General features: G+C 62.6%; 14 protein-coding genes. 6 read left to right on the top strand and 8 right to left on the bottom strand.

The features are described 5' to 3' along the window. Positions 1 to 40 precede the first annotated feature (40 nt). Complete coding sequence (gene grpE, locus CAP2UW1_RS02515) at positions 41 to 607, bottom strand: nucleotide exchange factor GrpE (protein WP_012807300.1); 567 nt, start codon at positions 605 to 607, stop codon at positions 41 to 43. A gap of 178 nt (positions 608 to 785) precedes the next feature. Between grpE and CAP2UW1_RS02510 the strand changes: the two genes are divergently transcribed. Continuing rightward, positions 786 to 2,138, top strand: a complete 1,353-nt coding sequence (locus tag CAP2UW1_RS02510; protein ID WP_012807299.1) for a protein kinase domain-containing protein — start codon at positions 786 to 788, stop codon at positions 2,136 to 2,138. A gap of 37 nt (positions 2,139 to 2,175) precedes the next feature. Here CAP2UW1_RS02510 and hemH read toward each other — a convergent pair whose 3' ends face one another. Both hemH and hrcA read right to left on the bottom strand, forming a co-directional pair. Beyond that, the gene (gene hemH / locus CAP2UW1_RS02505; protein ID WP_012807298.1) at positions 2,176 to 3,279 is read right to left on the bottom strand and encodes a ferrochelatase; all 1,104 of its coding nucleotides are present in this window, start codon (positions 3,277 to 3,279) and stop codon (positions 2,176 to 2,178) included. After that, positions 3,279 to 4,307: a heat-inducible transcriptional repressor HrcA gene (hrcA, locus tag CAP2UW1_RS02500; protein WP_012807297.1), complete on the bottom strand. Its 1,029-nt coding sequence runs from the start codon at positions 4,305 to 4,307 to the stop codon at positions 3,279 to 3,281. Before hrcA ends, hemH begins: the two co-directional genes overlap by 1 nt. Before the next feature lie 75 nt (positions 4,308 to 4,382). Between hrcA and CAP2UW1_RS02495 the strand changes: the two genes are divergently transcribed. Together CAP2UW1_RS02495 and recN are read left to right on the top strand one after the other, a co-directional pair. After that, complete coding sequence (locus CAP2UW1_RS02495) at positions 4,383 to 5,309, top strand: NAD kinase (RefSeq protein ID WP_012807296.1); 927 nt, start codon at positions 4,383 to 4,385, stop codon at positions 5,307 to 5,309. A gap of 23 nt (positions 5,310 to 5,332) precedes the next feature. Further along, positions 5,333 to 6,988, top strand: coding sequence for a DNA repair protein RecN (gene recN, locus CAP2UW1_RS02490; protein ID WP_012807295.1), 1,656 nt, complete (start codon positions 5,333 to 5,335; stop codon positions 6,986 to 6,988). A gap of 83 nt (positions 6,989 to 7,071) precedes the next feature. On the opposite strand, the gene CAP2UW1_RS02485 is transcribed toward recN, so the two are convergent. Both CAP2UW1_RS02485 and gltX read right to left on the bottom strand, forming a co-directional pair. After that, positions 7,072 to 7,377, bottom strand: coding sequence for a helix-turn-helix domain-containing protein (locus tag CAP2UW1_RS02485; RefSeq protein WP_012807294.1), 306 nt, complete (start codon positions 7,375 to 7,377; stop codon positions 7,072 to 7,074). 281 nt (positions 7,378 to 7,658) lie between these two features. Further along, a complete protein-coding gene (gene gltX / locus CAP2UW1_RS02480) occupies positions 7,659 to 9,110 on the bottom strand; it encodes a glutamate--tRNA ligase (RefSeq protein ID WP_012807293.1) in 1,452 nt (483 codons plus the stop codon). A gap of 224 nt (positions 9,111 to 9,334) precedes the next feature. Here gltX and CAP2UW1_RS23480 point away from each other — a divergent pair, with 224 nt between their 5' ends. Beyond that, on the top strand, positions 9,335 to 10,573 hold the full coding sequence (locus tag CAP2UW1_RS23480) for an adenylate/guanylate cyclase domain-containing protein (RefSeq protein WP_012807292.1): 1,239 nt from the start codon (positions 9,335 to 9,337) through the stop codon (positions 10,571 to 10,573). A gap of 108 nt (positions 10,574 to 10,681) precedes the next feature. Here CAP2UW1_RS23480 and CAP2UW1_RS02470 read toward each other — a convergent pair whose 3' ends face one another. Continuing rightward, positions 10,682 to 11,983, bottom strand: coding sequence for an acetyl-CoA hydrolase/transferase family protein (locus tag CAP2UW1_RS02470; protein WP_012807291.1), 1,302 nt, complete (start codon positions 11,981 to 11,983; stop codon positions 10,682 to 10,684). A gap of 167 nt (positions 11,984 to 12,150) precedes the next feature. Further along, entirely contained in the window at positions 12,151 to 15,417 is a 3,267-nt protein-coding gene (icmF, locus tag CAP2UW1_RS02465) for a fused isobutyryl-CoA mutase/GTPase IcmF (protein WP_012807290.1), read from the bottom strand. A gap of 168 nt (positions 15,418 to 15,585) precedes the next feature. Between icmF and CAP2UW1_RS02460 the strand changes: the two genes are divergently transcribed. Further along, positions 15,586 to 16,704 (top strand): AraC family transcriptional regulator, encoded by a 1,119-nt coding sequence (locus tag CAP2UW1_RS02460; RefSeq protein ID WP_012807289.1) that lies wholly within the window; start codon positions 15,586 to 15,588, stop codon positions 16,702 to 16,704. A gap of 52 nt (positions 16,705 to 16,756) precedes the next feature. Here CAP2UW1_RS02460 and CAP2UW1_RS02455 read toward each other — a convergent pair whose 3' ends face one another. Continuing rightward, a complete protein-coding gene (locus CAP2UW1_RS02455) occupies positions 16,757 to 18,067 on the bottom strand; it encodes a GNAT family N-acetyltransferase (RefSeq protein WP_012807288.1) in 1,311 nt (436 codons plus the stop codon). 394 nt (positions 18,068 to 18,461) lie between these two features. On the opposite strand from CAP2UW1_RS02455, the gene CAP2UW1_RS02450 reads away from it, so the two are divergent. Then, the gene (locus tag CAP2UW1_RS02450; protein ID WP_041568057.1) at positions 18,462 to 19,334 is read left to right on the top strand and encodes a lysophospholipid acyltransferase family protein; all 873 of its coding nucleotides are present in this window, start codon (positions 18,462 to 18,464) and stop codon (positions 19,332 to 19,334) included. The last annotated feature ends 7 nt before the right edge of the window (positions 19,335 to 19,341 follow it).

Raw genomic sequence — 19,341 nt, 5'->3', positions numbered from 1 at the left:
GCCCGCCAATGAACGCGACTTGGGGACTGTGCCTGATATTTCAAGTCGTTGACTTGGCAACGACGACCAGTGCCGGACGCAAGACGCGGTCGGCCAGAAGATAGCCCTTCTGCAGGACGGTGACGACGGTGTTGGGTTCCTGCTGCGACTCGACGACGCTGATGGCCTGATGATGATGCGGATCAAACTTCTGGCCCAACGGATTGATCTCGGTCAATGCCGATTTTTCGAACGCAGCCACCAGTTGCTTGAGTGTCAATTCGGTTCCCGAGCGGACACTGTCGACGGTCAGGGTTTCGGTGCTCAGTGCCGCCTCGAGGCTGTCCTTGACGGCCAGGAGTTCGCGGGCAAAGCGGTCAATGGAGTACTTTGAGGCCTTGACGATGTCTTCCTGCGCACGACGGCGCACGTTCTCCGCTTCGGCCTTGGCGCGCAACCACGCGTCATGGTATTCCGCCGCCTTGAGTTCGGCCTGTCGCAGGCTTTCTTCCAGAACCGGCGCCTGATCCGCGGCGGGCGCCGCATCGACATCCGCACTGGCTGCCACGGCCTCTGGCGCCTCCGGCGGCGCAGGGATATCTACGGGTTCGTTGTCGTTAACTTGCATGATTGGTCATCTCCCAGAAAACGTCCGTTACCTTGGGGCGGTTTCGAGAATTTCAAGCCTTCGCGTGCGCCAATCGCTGTCAACCGGGATGCCATTTCGCGCATAATGACTGGTTTGGGGTGCCGTACTGCTGCTAGCATTCCAGTTGTCGGAGGTCTTCGATGGAGCGTGGGCTGGCATGACGGAAAAGATCGGCAAGTATGAGATCATCCGCCCTCTTGGCAAGGGCGCGACGGCGGTCGTCTATCTGGCCCGAGATCCGGCTCTCAATCGCCAGGTCGCGATCAAGCTGATCCGTTTCGGCGAGGATAGCGCCGCCATGTCGAGGCGTCTGCGCAAGATTTTCCAGACCGAGGACTCGATTGGACGGCGACTGGAGCATCCGAACATCGTCAAGGTCTACGATGCCGTCGTGGAAAAGGATCAGGCCTATCTGGTCATGGAGTACGTCGACGGTGGTGCGCTCGACCGGTTCTGCGCGATCAATCGCCTGCTGCCGATGCACCGCGTGATTGGCATCATCTTCAAATGTTGTCTGGCGCTCGATCACGCCTTCCGCCAAGGTGTCGTCCATCGCGACATCAAGCCAGCCAACATCATGATCGATGCCAACGAAAATCCGAAGATCACGGATTTCGGCCTGGGCCTGTACCTGCACAAGGACATGGGCAAGGACTCCACTTTCGTCATGGGCGTCGGCTCGCCTGCCTACATGTCCCCCGAGCAGGTCAAGAACTACCCGCTCAATCACAAGACCGATCTTTACTCGCTCGGGGTCCTCCTGTTCCAGTTGCTGACTGGGCGACTCCCCTATCGGGCGAACAACGCGGCGACCCTGGTCTACAAGATCGTCAACATGGATGCGCCATCGGTTTGTGCCCTGAACCCCAACCTGCCGCCAGGGTTGGACCCGATCATCCGCAAGGCGCTGGAGAAGGATCTCTACAACCGCTACCGCAGCGGTGCCGAGTTCGCCAAGGATCTCTCCGCCGTACGCTACCAGATGCTCGAGGAAGATGAGACCGAGCGCGATCTTGCCCGTTTTGAAACCCTGCGCAAGCTGCCGTTCTTCGCCGAGTTCGAAGATATCGAGTTGTGGGAGGTCCTGCGGATCAGCCGCTGGCAACGAATGGCTGAGAAAGTGGTGCTGATCCGTGAAGGTGAGAGCCACCGCAAGTTCGGCGTGATTATTGACGGTTTCGTCGAGGTGTCGTCGAACGGGCGGATGATCTGCCGGCTTGGCGCGAGCGAGGTCGTCGGCGAGATGGCATTCCTCCACCCGAGCGACTCGCGGCGTCATGCCACGGTAGTGACTCTCGAACCAACCGAGTTCCTGGAAATCAACAGCGCCGCGCTTGAGTTGGGTTCGGACGAATTGCAGGATCGCTTCAAGAATGTCTTGCTCGTCCAGGTGCTCGCGCGCCTGCGCGAAGCGAACCGGGCGCTGACATCGCTAAGTGGTCAGACGGCCGTACAAGGCAGTCTCTCGGCGTCCGGTCTCGGCCTGAATCCCCCGCTCGAACTCCTGTAAGGGGCCCGGCCGCGGCCCTGAGTCCCCATCGCGAGAGTCAGGAAGGTGCGCCCAGGGCGCGGGCGCGCAAGGCACTGAGTTCGAGGCTGGAAAGGTCGGGCGGAGTCGTCGTCGGCCAGCCCTGCAGGTGGCTGGCGGCAATGTCGGCGAGCGCACGGATCCAGTCGTCGCGCTCGTTGAGGCACGCCACATAGTTGTACTCCCTGCCGCCCGCTTCGATGAAGGTGGCCTTGCCCTCGATGGCGATCTCTTCGAGGGTCTCCAGGCAGTCCGCGGGAAACCCGGGGCAGATCACATCAACCTTCTGCACCCCCTGCCTGGCCAGCGCCCTGAGGGTCGGCGCCGTGTAGGGTTGTAGCCATTCGGCACGGCCGAAACGCGACTGGAAGCAGATCTGGTACTGCTCCTGGGCCAGACCGAGTGCCTCGGCCAACAGGCGGCCGGTCTTCTGGCACTCGCAGTGGTAGGGGTCTCCCCGATCGAGTGCATAGCGCGGCAGCCCGTGAAAACTCATGACCAGGCGATACGAACTGGTCGGCCGGCCATTGCTCGCCCAATGCTCGCGAACGCTGGCGGCCAGGGCTTCGATGTAGCCCGGGTGGTCGGCGAAACTCCTGACCGTGCGTACTTCCGGCTGGTTGCGGACAGTCTGCAACCAGGCGCAGGCAGCGTCGATAGCCGTGGCCGTGGTACTGGCCGCGTACTGAGGATACAGGGGCAGCAGCAGCAAGCGCGTGCACCCGGCGGCCTTGAGACGGGAAAGCGTTGCCGGAATCGACGGCTCACCGTAGCGCATCGCGTAATCCACCCGCACCTGCTGGCCGGCGAGTCCGAGACGCCCGCGCAGCAGCTTGGCCTGACGCTCGACATGCACCTTCAGCGGTGAGCCCTCGCTGGTCCACACTGACGCGTACTTCGCGGCCGATCGGCGCGGTCGGACGTTGAGGATGATTCCATGCAGAATCGCCCACCAGAGCAGGCGGGGAATTTCAACCACGCGTGGATCCGCCAGAAATTCGCCGAGGTAGCGACGAACCGCGGGCGCACTCGGCGCCTCGGGCGTCCCCAGGTTGATCAACAGGACGCCGGTCAGCGCCGGCGAGCCGTGACGGTAGGTCGGCTCGGTGAGATAGCTTGGCATCAGCAGTGGGCGTGGAAGGTAAGCGCCGAGGAAAGGAGCTTGGCGGTGATATCGACGATCGGGATCACGCGCTCATAGGCCATGCGAGTTGGACCGATAACGCCAACCGAACCGACCACCTGTCCATCCACCTCGTAAGGAGCGGTGACGACACTGCATTCGTCAAGGGGAGCCAGCCCCGATTCGCCGCCAATGAAGATCTGCACCCCGTCGGCGCGATGCGACAGGTCGAGCAACTGCATCAGCGAAGTACGCTGCTCGAAAAGGTTGAACAATTCGCGAACTCGCTGCATGTTGGACGAGAACTCCTCGACATCAAGGAGGTTGCGCTCGCCGGAAATGACATACCTGTCGTCAGGCTGTCGCATGGCCTCGTCGCCGGCGGCCAGCGCCGCGGCCATGAGTGCCTGCAGATCGCCGCGCAGCTTCTGCAACTCCTGCTGGACGTGACCCCTGATGTGCTCGAAGTCGTGACCAACGAAATGCTGGTTCAGGTAGTTGGTCGCGGTAACCAGTTCGGACGGGCTGTAGGCGCGCCCGGGGAAGAGTAGACGATTCTGCACATCGCCATCGGCGGTGACCAGAATCAGCAGAATACGCTTCTCCGACAGGCTGACGAACTCGATCTGGCGAATCGTCGGTACGAGACGGCGCGGGCTCAAGACGACGCCGGCAAAATGGCTCAGCCCGGACAGCAGATGAGAAGCGTTGCTGATCAACTGCCGCGGTTGCGAGGCGAACAACTGGCCCTCGATGGCGTCGATCTTTTCCTTGTCGAGCGGCCTGACGGTGAGCAGGCTGTCCACAAAGAAGCGGTAGCCACGGGAAGTCGGTATGCGTCCGGCAGAGGTGTGCGGACTGCTGATCAGGCCAATGTCTTCAAGGTCGGCCATCACATTGCGCACTGTCGCCGCTGACAGGTCCAGTCCGGAATGCTTCGACAGGGCGCGCGAGCCAACCGGCTGTCCTTCGGCAATGTAGCGTTGGATCAGCGTCTTGAGCAGCGTTTTGGCGCGTTCGTCTAGCATGGCTTCGATTCTACAAAAAATCGGTCGTTAGCGGGGCGCCGCGGGAGGAAGCTGAATTGTGGTTTAATTCGCCCCATGAACAACGCCTTTCCGCAAGCGTCGCCCGAATGCGCACACCTGCCCCGAACAATAGCGCTGATCGGCAAGTACCACAGTCCGGAAATAGCCGAATCGATTCGCCTGCTGGCGAAATACCTGCACGAGCGTGGCATGACCGTGCTGATCGAGGAAGAAACGGCCCGCAATGTGGTGTCCCAGCTCGACCTGAGGAGTTGGGCGAGCGGCAGTTTTCCCTGGCTCGGCGCGCATGCCGACATGGCGATCGTCGTCGGTGGCGACGGCACGATGCTCAACGCGGCACGACAGCTCGCGCGTTACCGCGTACCTCTGGTTGGCGTCAATCAGGGACGTCTGGGTTTCATGACCGATATCGCGCGCAGCGACATGCTGACCTGCATGGACGATCTGCTGGACGGCAAGTTCGTTCCCGAAGTCCGCATGCTCCTCGATGCCGAGATCCTGCGCGACGAACGCAGCGTCTTCGCCAATCTGGCGCTCAACGATGTCGTCGTCGACAAGGGAGCCACCGGCCGGATGATCGAGTTCGAGCTCTTCATTGACGGCGAGTTCATCTACCACCTGCGCTCGGATGGGCTGATCGTCGCCACCTCGACCGGTTCGACGGCCTATGCGCTGTCGGCCAACGGCCCGATCCTGCATCCGCAGGTGTCCGCGATCGCTTTGGTGCCACTGTGTCCGCATGCGCTGTCCAACCGGCCGATCCTGGTCGGAGATCGCAAGGAAATCGAAATCCGCGTTGTCTATGCCACTGATTCGCGTGCACATTTCGATGGGCAGGTAACCGTCGATCTGCGCAACGACGACACCGTGCGCATCCGGCGCTCCGAATACTCCATCTGCCTGCTCCACCCTCCCGGTCACAGTTACTTCGCGATGCTGCGTGAGAAGCTGCACTGGAGCGAGCGACCCAAGGAACATTAGGCGATTCCTGCGCCGACGAAACCATGCTCTGCCGCTTGACGATTCGCGACTTCGTTCTGGTCGACCGGCTCGAACTCGAGTTTCAAGCCGGATTCGGTACTCTGACTGGCGAGACGGGTGCCGGCAAGTCGATTCTGGTGGACGCGCTGGCCTTCGCCCTTGGCGAACGCGCTGACTCGAGCCTGATTCGGACAGGCAGCGAACGCGCGGAGGTGACTGCGGAGTTTGCTCTGGAGCGCTCACCCGAGGCAAGCGAGTGGCTGCTTGCCCATGATATGGACAGCGAGGGCGGCTTGCTCCTGCGCCGCTTAGTCGATGCCAACGGCCGTTCGCGCGCCTATGTCAACGGGTCACCGGTCACCGTCCAGCAGCTGCGCGAGGTGGCCGAAGCGCTGGTCGACATCCACGGCCAGCACGCTCACCAGTCGCTGATGCGTGGCGAAGCACAGCGCGCGCTGCTCGACGCGCACGCCCGACTCGACCCCTTGTTGGCCGAAGTCGGCAAGGCCTGGCGCGTCTGGCGCGCTGCCAGAACGACGCTTGATACGGCAAGCAACGACATCGAGGCCCTGGCTGCCGAGCGCGAGCAACTTGCCTGGCAGGCCGACGAACTGGCAGCGCTTGGTTTCTCGGTCGAGGAATGGGCGACGCTGAACGACGAGCACAAACGCCTGGCGCATGCCGCAAACCTTGTCGACGGCGCCGAGCATTCCCTGCAGGTATTGGCCGAAGGTGAATCTGCCTGCGAAGCTCGGCTCGGTGCGGTCGCGAATCGTATCGATGGGCTCGCCGAGTACGACTCCGCGCTGTGCGAGATCGGCGTCCTGCTGCATTCGGCTCAGGCCGAACTCGCCGAGGCGATCTCTTCCCTGCGTCGCTATGCCAGCCGCGCCGAACTGGATCCGCGGCGCTTGGCGGAAATCGAGCAGCGAATCGACGCCGTTCTCGGCTGTGCCCGGAAGTTCCGCTGCAAGCCCGAGGAGTTGCCGGCCTTGCTGGCACGCTGCCAGGAGCGACTGGCCATCCTCGGCGCGGCTGCCGATGTCGGCGCGCTGGCGGAACGTGTCGCGGCAGCGCGCGGCGACTACGAGCGCCTGGCGCGGCGCCTCTCCGACAGTCGTCGCGAAGCTGCCGCAGCACTTGCCGGCGAGGTCAGTCAGGTCATGCAGCAACTCGCGCTTGGCGGCGGGCGTTTCGAGGTCGGTCTGGTCCCGGTCGAGGGAGGCAATGCCGCGGGTTTCGAGCAGATCGAATTTCGCCTTGCCGGTTTGGCCGGAAATGAAGCGCGCCCGCTTGCCAAGGTCGCCTCGGGCGGCGAGCTGTCGCGCATCAGTCTCGCTATTCAGGTGGTGACCAGCCAGGCCGCCAGCGTACCGACGCTCATCTTTGACGAGGTGGATGTCGGTATCGGTGGCGGAGTCGCCGAGATTGTCGGTCGTCTGCTGCGCGAACTGGGCGCCGATCGACAGGTTCTCTGCGTGACCCACCTTCCGCAGGTGGCCGCGCGTGCCAATTGGCAATGGCAGGTCAGCAAGAGCACGGAGGCTGGCGAGGTTCGCAGCCTGGTCACCGCGCTCGAAAATCAGGCGCGGGTCGAGGAAATCGCGCGCATGCTGGGCGGCATCGAGATCACCGAGATCACTCGCCAACACGCCAAGGAACTGTTGGGACGCGCCTGACCCCGCTGGGGCACCGGGGAGGAGTTGATGCCGGCTTGCGAGACTGACCGCTTGCCCACCGACTCCATCTCACCGGGAGGACGTCAAACCGGCTTCTTGACCTTGCTCCGGGCAGCTTTCCGCAAAGTCTTGAAGAGGTCGGGGTCTTCCGCCTTGAGATATTCGACGACCTCGAAGTCCTCGCGCTTCAGGCGTTGAATATCGATCTGCTCGACATGCACAAGCCGCAGCAACTCGCGCACCGGCTTGGGCATGTTACGGCCGCTTTCATAACGCGAACCACCACTTTGTGTTACACCGATCTTGGACCAGAACTGCTGTTGGTTCAAGCCCAGTTTGCGACGGATTTCGCGGGGATCGACCCTCTCAACGACTTTGGCGGTACTCATCGGACTATCCTTTCTTGCAATGACTGCATGCGAACGGGCTGAAAACTCTTCTCGTGCCACGGGTTCACAGCCTACGGGCTTGCTGACACGTGGCACACTATAAGGGATCCGCCCAGAATTGCAAGTGGCATTCGAATAGAACATTTGGCTAATGCTGTTGGGCTCCCGTGAACGACTCACGGTGGCAATCATGACGCTTGGCTACCCGAAGCCAACCGTGGCGGCGCTGGGCAGCGCGGGAAGGCCGGAGCCTTGTTCGAGTGGCTCATCGCGGCGCGCGGTCACGACGGATCGATCCCGGACGGTCTCGGGTCGTCCGCCTTGCCAAGCCGTTCGAGCACCTCTTCGCGCGGGAACAGCGCGACCAGCGCGTCCACCGACGGCGTCTGCTCCTGGCCAGTGAGAAGCACGCGTATGGGCATCGCCAGCTTCGGCATTTTCATCCCGTGTCGGGCAACGCTTTCCTTGATCAGTGCACCGATCGCCGGCGCTTCCCAGGCCACCTCGGCTAGTCCGGCGATGAAATCGGCGAGCAGCGGCAGAGCTTCCGGCGTCAGGTGCTTTTCCAGGAGCCTTGTCGGCACCTCCGGATGGGCGTAGAAGATTCCCGCCGCGTCGGCCAGTTCGTTCAAATTGGCGGCACGATCCCGATAGAGGCCGATGATCGCCTCAAGCGAAGGGGTGCCGGCGACACTCAGCCCGCGCGCCTCCAGGCGCGGTCGAACGAGAGCGGTCAAGCGGGCAATATCGGTGCGCTTCAGGTAGTGGGCATTGAGCCAGTTCAGCTTCTCGGTATTGAACTGCGCCGCAGAGGGAGTGATATGGTCGAGGTCGAACCACTCACAAAACTGCTGCATCGAGAAGATCTCGTCGTCGCCGTGCGACCAACCGAGACGCGCAAGATAGTTGAGCACGGCTTCAGGCAGGTAGCCTTCGTCGTCGTACTGCATGACACTGACGGCGCCATGCCGTTTTGACAGTTTCTGCCCATCATCGCCAAGAATCATCGACAGGTGCGCGTAGAGTGGCACCGGCGCCCCGAGCGCACGCAGTATGTTGATCTGCCGCGGCGTGTTGTTGACGTGGTCATCGCCGCGGATGACGTGTGTGATACCCATGTCGCGATCATCGACGACGACGCAGAAATTGTAGGTTGGGGTACCGTCGGCGCGAGCAATGACGAGGTCGTCGAGTTCGCCATTGGCAATCTCGATCCGGCCCTTGACGAGATCGTCCCAGGCGACCATCCCGTCGCGGGGATTCTTGAAGCGCACGACGGGGAGAACAGCCGCTGGCGGGGTCGGCAGGATCTTCCCCGGCTCTGGTCGCCAGAGGCCGTTGTAGCGCGGCTTAACGCCCTGGGACCGCTGCTCCTCGCGCAGGCGGTCGAGTTCCTCGGGCGCCATGTAGCAGTGGTAAGCGGTACCGGCGGCGAGCATTTCCTGGATCACGGCCCGGTAACGATCCATCCGTTGGGTCTGGTAGAACGGACCTTCGTCATAGGTGAGGCCAAGCCAGAGCATGCCATCGAGAATCGCCCGCACGGCGTCCGGGGTCGATCGCGCCAGATCGGTGTCCTCAACGCGCAGGATGAAGGCGCCGGAGTGGTGGCGGGCATAGGCCCATGAGAAAAGTGCAGTGCGCGCACCGCCGATATGCAGGAAGCCGGTCGGGGAAGGCGCGAAACGGGTACGGATCATGATCGCTGTGGGCAGTCGGGAAAAGACGGCCATTCTAGTATGAAAGTCGCATTGGCGACGCCGGAAGTCCGTGTCACAAACGCGTGAGCGCGCGCAGGGGGCCTGGCCACGCGCGGGCGTATCTGCCGCGTGCTCACCCGGCGGCCGGTTCGGGGGCGTCGTCGATCGACGGTCACCGCCGCGAGGATTCCCTGTAGAATCCGGCCTCCAGCTCGGGGGCCGGCCTCCCGCGGCTGTTCAACAGACTCGGGAGGTCTGTGAGCGGAAAAGACAGTACTGGCGATTTCGTATATACCGACGTGGGGTTCCGCCACTACCGGCGGCGCCGGGCCGAACGCCTTCTGCGCACAGGGACTGTGCTGCTGCTCGCGTATGCGGTGGTGTGGAGCGGCGTCGCTCTCGTGCGAGGCGACTGGCTGACGCTGGCGCTGCAGAGCATTTCGTTCTGCGGTGCGGCGTGGGTGTGGTACTGCCTCGCGCGCGGCCAACTCGGACTGGCCAGCCACAGCTACTTCTGGGTCGTGATTCCGGTCGTCGTCTGCCTGGTCGCTTTGGAGGGCATCGCCGGCCCGTTCCGCAGCATGAACCACTATCATCTGCTGCCCCTGACCGTCGGCGCGTATCTATTGTTCTTCGAGCATGGCGAGCGTGCGCGGCGCCTGTATGCCGGCGGTTGCCTGGCGATCTTCGTGAGTGTCGAACTCGGGCTGTTGACGCTCCCGGCCTTGGGCCTCCCCTACCCTCCGGAGGCGCAGCGGGCTGGGCGCTGGATTCTCTTCTTCGCCAGCTTCGCTTCGCTCATGTATGTGGCCGAGCTCTTTCTGGCGGATCTGGCCGAAGCCGAAAAGCAACTGGCCGGCGCCAACACGCGACTCGAGGAACTCCTCGAGAACATGCTGCCTGCGTCGATCAGCCAGCGTCTGCGGCGGGAAGGGCGCACCTTTGCCGACGCCTTCGGCGAATGCAGCGTGCTTTTTGCCGACATCGTCGGCTACACGACGCTATCGGAGTCGGTCCCCAACGTCGTCAATCTGCTGGATGCCATCTTCTCGCGCTTCGATGACCTCACCGAACACTGTGGACTCGAAAAGATCAAGACGATCGGCGACGCGTACATGGTTGCGGCTGGCATTCCCGAGGCACGTCCGGATCACGCCAGCGCCTTGGCCGAACTGGCACTGCGCATGCAGGCGGCGATCAAGGAGTTTCCCGGCCTGGCGATTCGCATCGGCATCAACTCGGGAGCGGTGGTGGCAGGCGTGATCGGCAAGAAGCGCTTCATCTACGACCTGTGGGGTGACACGGTCAATATCGCCGCGCGCATGGAATCACAGGGGATCTCCGGCGAAATCCAGATCAGCGAGGCAACGCGGGCAATGCTGCCCGCCAGTTTCGTGTGCGAAGAACGTGGCGAGATCCACATCAAGGGCAAGGGCCCGATGCGTGTCTTCCTGCTCAAGGGACGCCTGCAGCAGGACGCTGCGACGTCTGGCTAGGCGCGCCCCACGGCGCATGCTCTATCTTCCCCCTTGTCGGCGCGGCTCTGCCGAGCAGCGCGCCAACCGGCGCGCGACGGCAAACCGGAGCACGGGTCCTGCAGCGTGCTACATCAGCTTCAGGCGGCGCGCCGCCTCGCTCAGTTCACCGCGAAAGTCGGGGTGGGCAATGCCGATCAGTGCCTGCGCTCTCTGCCTGGCGGTCTTTCCGCGCAGTTCGGCCAGACCATACTCGGTGACCACGTAGTTGACGTCGTTCTTGCCGGTCGTCACATGCGCACCGGGCGACAACGCCGGCACGATGCGCGAGATGCTGTCTCCCTTTGCCGTCGATGGCAGGACGATGAACGACTTGCCGTCACGCGAGCGGTTGGCGGCGCGAACGAAATCGACCTGGCCGCCGGTGCCCGAGTAAGGCTGCGGGCCAAAGCTCTCCGAGCAACACTGGCCGAGCAGGTCGACCTGCAGCGTCGCATTGATCGACACCAGCTTGTCGTTGCGGGCAGCAAGGTAGGGATCGTTGGTGTAATCGACCGGATGCATTTCGAGCATCGGGTTGCGGTGCATGAAACGATAGAGCTTCTGCGAACCCAGCGCGAAAGTGGCGACCATCTTTCCCGGCAGGTAGTTCTTCTTGCGGTTGGTGACCGCGCCGCACTCGAGCAACTTCAGGATGCCGTCGCCGATCATCTCGGTATGGATGCCCAGATCGTGCTTGTGACTGAGTTGCATGACCACGGCGTCGGGAATTGCGCCATAGCCGATCTGCAGCGTCGACCCGTCGTCGATGATATCGGTGACGTACTCCCCGATCGCTTCCTGCACCGGTCCGATTTGCGGCAGACCCACCTCGAGCACGGCTTCGTCACTCTCGACCAATCCGGCGATGTGCGAGATATGGACATGGCAATTGCCGTTGGTAAATGGGACATTCGGGTTGACTTCGAGAATCACCGCCCGGGCCATGCTGACCGCGGCCATCGTGTAGTCGGTCCCCAGGCTGAGCGCAAAGTAGCCGTGCTCATCCATCGGCGAGGCCATGCTGAACACGACGTCGACGCGGATCTGCCGGTTCATGATCATCGACGGCATTTCCGAGAAATAGCTCGGCAGATAGTCTATCCAGCCTTCCTGGCCACCGGGCCGGGTGGCTCCGCCATAGAAGAAGGAAAGATGGTGGACATGGTCGACGGTGGCCGGATCGATATAGCCGAACTTGCGCAGCGGCAGGATCTGCCCGACGGTCACTCCGTGAAAAGTCTGGCGCTGCTCGGAGAGGGCTGTCAGGAGGGCTGGCGGTTCGCCGACACCGGTGGGCACGCAGATGAAGTCACCGTTCTCCACCAGACTCATCGCGTCTGTCGCGCTCATCCGTTTGCGTTGGTAGATCCGCTGGTAAATGTCCGACATGCGCGCTCCTTTGCCGTTGACGGTTGACAGCCGACATGCCTTCCCGGGAGGCCTGGCGCTGCCGAAATGGGGAACCGGGAGATTCGGCCGGTGGCTGCCACGGGGTATTGCCGTGACAGCCGCCGGCCGGGCACCGTGGTCAGGCTTCCGGGATTCTCTGCGGCTTTCTACATGCTGCGACGGTACTGGCCACCGACTTCGTAGAGCGCTCCGGTGATCTGTCCGAGCGAGCAGACGCGGACGGCGTCCACCAGCACGGCGAAGACGTTGCCGTTGTCGATCACCGTCTGTTTCAGACGTTCGATCATCGCCCCGGAGACCGCGGCGTTGCGCCCCTGGAAGTCGCGCAGGCGGTTGATCTGCGACTGTTTTTCCTCCTCGGTCGAGCGGGCGAGTTCGATCTCGATCTGCGCGTCGCCCTGCGGATTGCGGAAGGTATTGACGCCGACGATCGGAAACGAGCCGTCGTGCTTCTTGTGCTCGTAGTAGAGCGACTCTTCCTGGATCTTGCCGCGCTGGTAACCGGTTTCCATCGCCCCGAGGACGCCACCGCGCGAAGCAATGGCCTCGAACTCCTTCAACACGGCTTCTTCAACGAGGTCGGTCAGTTCGTCGATGATGAACGAACCCTGATTCGGATTCTCGTTCATCGCCAGACCCCACTCGCGGTTGATGATCAACTGGATGGCCATCGCGCGGCGAACGGATTCCTCGGTCGGTGTCGTGATGGCTTCGTCATAGGCATTGGTATGCAGTGAGTTGCAATTGTCGTAGATGGCGATCAGTGCCTGCAGCGTCGTCCGGATGTCGTTGAACGCCATCTCCTGGGCATGCAGGGAGCGGCCGGAAGTCTGGATGTGGTACTTCAGTTTCTGACTGCGCTCGCTGCCGCCGTACTTGTTCTTCATCGCCACCGCCCAGATGCGCCGGGCGACGCGGCCGATCACCGAGTACTCGGGGTCCATGCCGTTGCTGAAGAAGAACGACAGGTTCGGCGCAAAGTCGTCGATATGCATGCCGCGTGCCAGGTAGGCCTCGACATAGGTGAAGCCGTTGGCCAGTGTGAAGGCCAGTTGCGAAATCGGATTGGCCCCGGCTTCGGCAATGTGATAGCCGGAAATCGACACCGAGTAGAAGTTGCCGATATGGTTATGGACGAAAAACTCCTGGATGTCGCCCATCATCTTGAGGGCGAACTCGGTCGAGAAGATGCAGGTATTCTGCCCCTGGTCTTCCTTGAGGATATCGGCCTGGACCGTTCCGCGCACGTTGGCGAGCACCCAGGTGCGAATCTTCTGGATCTCGTCTTCCGTTGGGTCACGGCCGTTGTCGGTACGGAACTTGTCGACCTGCTGGTCCATGGCCGTGTTGAAGAACATCGACAGAATGATCGGTGCCGGCCCGTTGATCGTCAGCGACACCGAGGTCGTCGGTGCGCACAGTTCGAAACCGTCGAACAACACCTTCATGTCGTCGAGCGTGGCGATCGAGACGCCGGAGTTGCCGACCTTGCCGTAGATGTCCGGCCTGGCGTCGGGATCGCAGCCGTACAGCGTGACCGAATCGAAGGCCGTCGACAGCCGCTTCGCCGGCATGCCCTCGGAAACCTTCTTGAAGCGCCGGTTGGTGCGGAAAGCATCACCTTCGCCGGCGAACATCCGCGTCGGATCCTCGTTCTCGCGTTTGAAAGCAAAAACGCCGGCGGTAAAGGGGAAGGAGCCCGGGACATTCTCTTTCATCAGGAAACGCAGCACCTCGCCGTCGTCCTTGTAGGTCGGCAGCGAAACCTTGCGGATGCGCGACCCGGACAGCGAGGTGTTGGTCAGCCGGGTGCGAATTTCCTTGTCGCGGATCTTCACGACGTACTCGTCCTGAGCATAGAGCTCGACGGTCTTCGGCCACATGTCCAGCAACTTCCTGGCCCTGGCGTCGAGTTGTCCCTCCTTCCAATCGATCATGTCATCGAAGTCGCCGGCCGGCTTGCCGCAGCCGACAAACAGTTCCTTGGCCGTCCGCAGTGACTGCCGCTGGCGAGCAACTTCGGCCTGCTCGGCGGTGTGGGCGTGGTAGCTGCGCACCGCCTCGGCAATCTCGGCCAGATAGCGCACGCGCTGCGCCGGAACGATCGCCCGCTGGTTCGACGATTGCTTGACGGTGACCAGCGGCAGCTTGCCCTTCTTCAGCTTCAGACCGAGCGCGTGCAGTTTCGGCGCAATCGCCTGATAGAGCGCCGTCACACCGTCGTCATTGAAGCGTGCGGCCATGGTCCCGAAGACCGGCATTTCGTCCGGACTCTGCCCGAAGGCCTCGTGGTTGCGCTGGTACTGCTTGCGCACATCGCGCAGCGCATCCTCGGCGCCCTTGCGGTCGAACTTGTTGATGGCGACGAAATCGGCAAAGTCGAGCATGTCGATCTTCTCGAGTTGCGAAGCGGCACCGAACTCGGGCGTCATCACGTAGAGCGAGACATCGACGAGCGGCACGATCGCAGCGTTGCCCTGACCGATACCCGAGGTCTCGACGATGACGAAGTCGAAGCCGGCCAGCTTGCAGGCGGCGATCACCTCGGGCAGCGCGGCGGAGACCTCGGAGCCCGTTTCGCGCGTCGCCAGCGAGCGCATGTAGATGTTCGGGTGCTCGATGGCGTTCATGCGGATGCGGTCGCCGAGCAGCGCGCCGCCGGTGCGCTTGCGCGATGGGTCGATCGAGATGATCGCCAGCTTGATGGTATCGCCCTGATCGAGCCGGAAGCGCCGTACCAGTTCGTCGGTCAGCGATGACTTGCCGGCACCGCCGGTACCGGTGATGCCCAAAGTCGGTACCTTGAGCCCGGCAGCGGCATGGACGATCTTCTTGCGCAGTGCTTCCGGATACGCGCCGTTCTCGAGCGCCGTGATGATCTGTGCCAGCTTGCGGTGATCACCGGCTTTCAGCGCCGCCAGTACCGCCTCCGGATCCTGCGGCGCCAGGGTCGACAGGTCGAAGTCTGCCTTGGTGGCCACCTCGTTGATCATTCCCTGCAAGCCCAGCGACTGCCCGTCTTGCGGCGAGTAGATCCTGGCCACACCATAAGCGTGCAGTTCGTCGATTTCGCTCGGAACGATGACCCCGCCGCCGCCACCGAAGACCTTGATATCCTCGCCACCACCCGCCTTCAGCAGGTCGATCATGTACTTGAAGAACTCGACGTGACCGCCCTGGTACGACGTGATGGCGATTCCCTGCACGTCCTCCTGCAGGGCGGCGTTGACGATCTCCTGGACGGAGCGGTTGTGGCCAAGGTGGATGACCTCGGCGCCCGTCGACTGGAGGATGCGACGCATGATGTTGATCGAGGCATCGTGCCCGTCAAACAGGGAGGCGGCGGTGACGAAGCGCACCTTGTGCTTGGGTTTGTAGGGCAGAAGCTTCTTGGCGATGGAAAGGTCGGTCATGGCGTTCGCGCTCCACAGAAGTCGGAAAGGTCTTGGTTACCAGGAATTGCACAGGGACGCACATGGTAGGAAGTTGGGAGCAATAAAGCCACTACCCAAGACGCCTCCCACAATGTAAATATTGCCAACTTGGAATATGCTGTCAATACACTGCCTTGCGAGGAAACAATGTCAGACCCTGAGAAGACTGCCAGCCAGGCGGCGGCGCCAGTCAGCCCCGCCGCCGCCATCCCGGCCCCGGCGCGCGCGACAGTGGCAATGGCTTTCGTGCAGGGGATGCTCGGCGGTATGCAGCATGCCGGGCACGACACCCGGCCGCTGCTCGAACGCGCCCACATCCCCACCCATGTCCTCGGCGACCCGGCAGCGCGGATCCCCGTCGACCGCTACGCCGCCCTCTACAACCTGATCAATCACGAACTCGACGATGAGGGCTTCGGGCTGTTTTCGGTACCGATGCGCACCGGCAGCTTCGAGTTCCTGTGCCGCAGCACCATCACGGCGCCGACGCTGTCCGTCGCCATCGAGCGCGGCATCCGCTTTCTGCGGCTAGTGCTCCCCGACCTTTCTGTCCGCCTGAACACCCACCGCGATCAGGCGTGTCTCTGCATCGCGGAAACCGGCGCGCCATTGGCGATTGGCCGGGTATTCGCCTTTGAATGGCTGCTCCGCCTGTTGCACGGACTCTTTTCCTGGCTCGTCGGACGCGGCATCGTTCTCGATGCTGTGGCCTTTCCCTACCCGCGGCCGGAGCACGCAGACGACTATGCGCTGATCTACACGGCACGCTCGACGTTTGGTGCCGAGACGCTGGCCGCCACCTTTGCCGCCAATCTTCTCGATCTGCCGATCCGCCGCGACGAAGCGGCGTTGCAGACATTCCTCGACGGCGCACCCGGCAAGCTGACGACGCTCTACCGGCGCGACCGCGAAATGGTCCTGCGCGTGCGCAAGACGCTGCGCGACGCGCTGCCCGCGTCGATGTCGCTGGCTGAAGTTGCCCGCACCCTGCACTTGTCGGCACGCACGCTGCATCGCCGACTGGAAGACGAGGGGTCGAGCTTCCAGGCGATAAAGGATGGCTTGCGTCGCGATGTGGCGATAAACAGCCTGGCAAAAAGCCGGCAGGCGGTGGCCGAGATCGCCGCCGAGCTGGGGTTCGCCGACCCGGCCGCCTTCTACCGGGCCTTCGTGAGATGGACGGGGGTCGCGCCGGCACACTACCGAAAGAGGCTTCAGGCGGCTGGCAGCGACGAGCCGCGGCCCACCCGCGCCGCCGCAAGGTAGTCAGAGCGCGCGATGGCGCAGGCGACGAGCGGCGGCTGACAGCGCCTTGGCGTCAGCGGTCGGTCATGAAGCGCGTGGCGTTTTCGAGATCGGCGTGGATGCTGCCGCTGTACAGGGCATTGACGAACTTGCGCCAGATCAGGTCGGGCTCCCCCAGGCGGAAGCCATAGATACCTTCTCCCGAGTCCCGGGAAGCCGCGACCTGTATTCGCGACACTTCGGACGGCCCCAGTTTGATCATCGCTTCACCCCACACATTGATCGGAATGGGGTGAAGCGCGTGTGCCTTGAAGCCGTAACGCGAGAGCTGAAAGACTTCGAGTTTGATCTTGCTCTGGGCGCCATCGGGAGCGACCAGCGATAACTGGGCGGGGCATCTGACCGAGAAGCGCTGGTGGCGCCGGCGCGCCGAGCCGTCCTGGCTGCCCTCCGAGATCGCCGGCAGAACGGCCTGATAGGCGGGCAAATCGTAGATGGTGTGCATCAGGCACTTCTTGCGATCACTGAGCTGGCTGAAGACATGAGTGCGCACATTGAAGAAATAGTCGAGCAACTCCGGGGTCAACACCGGATCGTTGGTCGTGTAGAAACGTCGTTGCGGCAGCTTGATGTTGGGCAGCTTGACCTCGGTGAAAAAGGCGTAAAGGTTCCGCTTCGGCGGTTTTGACCCATAGTGTCTGCGGAAGATCTCTGGCGCGAAGGCAAGGTCCAACGTCGCACCAACTGCTGGCGCGCCATTGACGAAGTCGTAGTTCTCGACAACATTCTGCGTCAGGCGCTCGAAGAACAGCAGCGATTCGTACATCTCGATATGCTTGGGATTGACGGCGATGACTAGATGCCGGGTATCGAAGAAGGTCGTGCAATATTCGTACATGAACTTCATCAGCGGAAACAGAATGCTGCCACCCGTACGCCGGAACTTCCTGTGCACCGCCAAGGCCGACACTTCGGCAACGTTGCCTCTCTTCTCTCGTATGGCCGTCAGATCGAAGATCCTCTGGAGTGGAAATCCCAACACGCTCTCGCGAATCAGCGACAGCGTACCAACCACCTCTCCGTCATACTTTGCACACAGCGTCGTTGTCGTCGGCAGGGCATGATAAATGGTGACCCGCATCCCCGAGGGATCCGGCTTCATGAATCCGCTACCGACATAGGCGTCATGCAGCAAGGAAAAGCACTCGGCGAGTTCCTCTTTCGTCTCGGCAATCTTCAGCACCAGGCGCTCGTCCGGTGCGGGATCACAATCGACAAAATTACGATAAACAGCAAACCGCCTCTTCTGCGGGAGAAAGTTGAACAGTTTACGCAGCGTCCCGTGCAGCATTCTTCGTACGGGCAAGACAAGTTTTCTGATCATCACCATCCCCTCGGCAACGGCGATCGTCCGGAATGCCAGCTATCCCGATATTGGCAGAAAAGCCCGCTGCCAACGCGGAGCTTCCCAAACCGACTATTCACTTCACCCAGTTCCCGACCGCAGATGCGCATGCCGGGCACCACCCTCACGAGATCTTCAGTGTGCATCTTATCAAAAGCTGCGACTCGCCCCGCGATTGTTTGGCCCGCGCGTGACCTGGCATTCGGCGCACCGGCCCGGAGGCCTCCGCGGCGTCGTACAATACCGGGCCCATTCATCCTGACCACCCAGACGTCCACCCGCTGGGTGGCAATCCCATGGCACGAGAGATCCATGTCAAGCCTTCCTGCTACCTGCGCCGCTCTCGGCTGCGTTTGCGTGGGCTGAGACCATGCTGAGTCGATTGCTGGCCGCCACGCTCTGGTTGCTGCACTTCCTGCCGCTGCCGATCCTCGCCGGCGTCGGCAATGCCCTGGGACTGGCGCTCTTCGGTCTGGCTCGCCGACGCCGGCACATCGTCCTGGTGAATCTGCGCCTGTGCTTCCCCGAACTCGCTGAGCTGCAGCGCGTACGCCTCGCCAGAGCCCATTGCCAGGTACTGGCACGCAGCATGCTCGAACGCGGCCTGCTGTGGTGGGCCAGTCCGGCGAGGCTGCAGCGGCTGACGACGGTCGACGGAGACGACCGGCTGCGTGCTCTGCTCGATGCCGGTCGTCCCGTACTGATGCTGACACCTCACTTTGTCGGACTCGACGCCGGCGGCGCCGCGATTGCCATGCGCCACGACAGCGCCAGCATCTACGCGGTGCAGTCGGACCCCGTCTTCGACCGCCTGCTTTACCGCGGCCGCCGCCGTTTCGGCGATCAGCTCTTGCTGTCTCGCCAGGACAGCGTGCGGGCCAGCGTCAAGGCAATGAAGTCAGGGCGGCCGTTGTACTACCTTCCGGATATGGACTTTGGCCGCCGCGATTCAATTTTCGTTCCTTTCTTCGGGGTGCCAGCGGCGACGGTCCCAGGTCTGTCGCGACTGGCTCGGCTCGCCGGCGCGACCGTCGTCCCGGTGGTCACGCGCCTCCTGCCCGGCGGCAAGGGCTATGCCGTGACGGTCGGCGAACCGTGGCAGGATTTCCCCTCGAACGACATCGAGGCCGATACCCGACGCATGAATGCCTGGATCGAGGCTGCGGTGCGCACGATGCCTGAGCAATATTACTGGGTCCATCGACGCTTCAAGACGCGCCCCGCCGGCGAGCCGCGCCCCTATTGAGCAGAGC

The sequence above is a fragment of the Candidatus Accumulibacter phosphatis genome (genome assembly GCF_000024165.1).
GTDB lineage: Bacteria > Pseudomonadota > Gammaproteobacteria > Burkholderiales > Rhodocyclaceae > Accumulibacter > Accumulibacter phosphatis.
The sequence above is the reverse complement of the archived record's forward strand: the minus strand, read 5'-3'. Positions and strand labels throughout refer to the sequence as shown.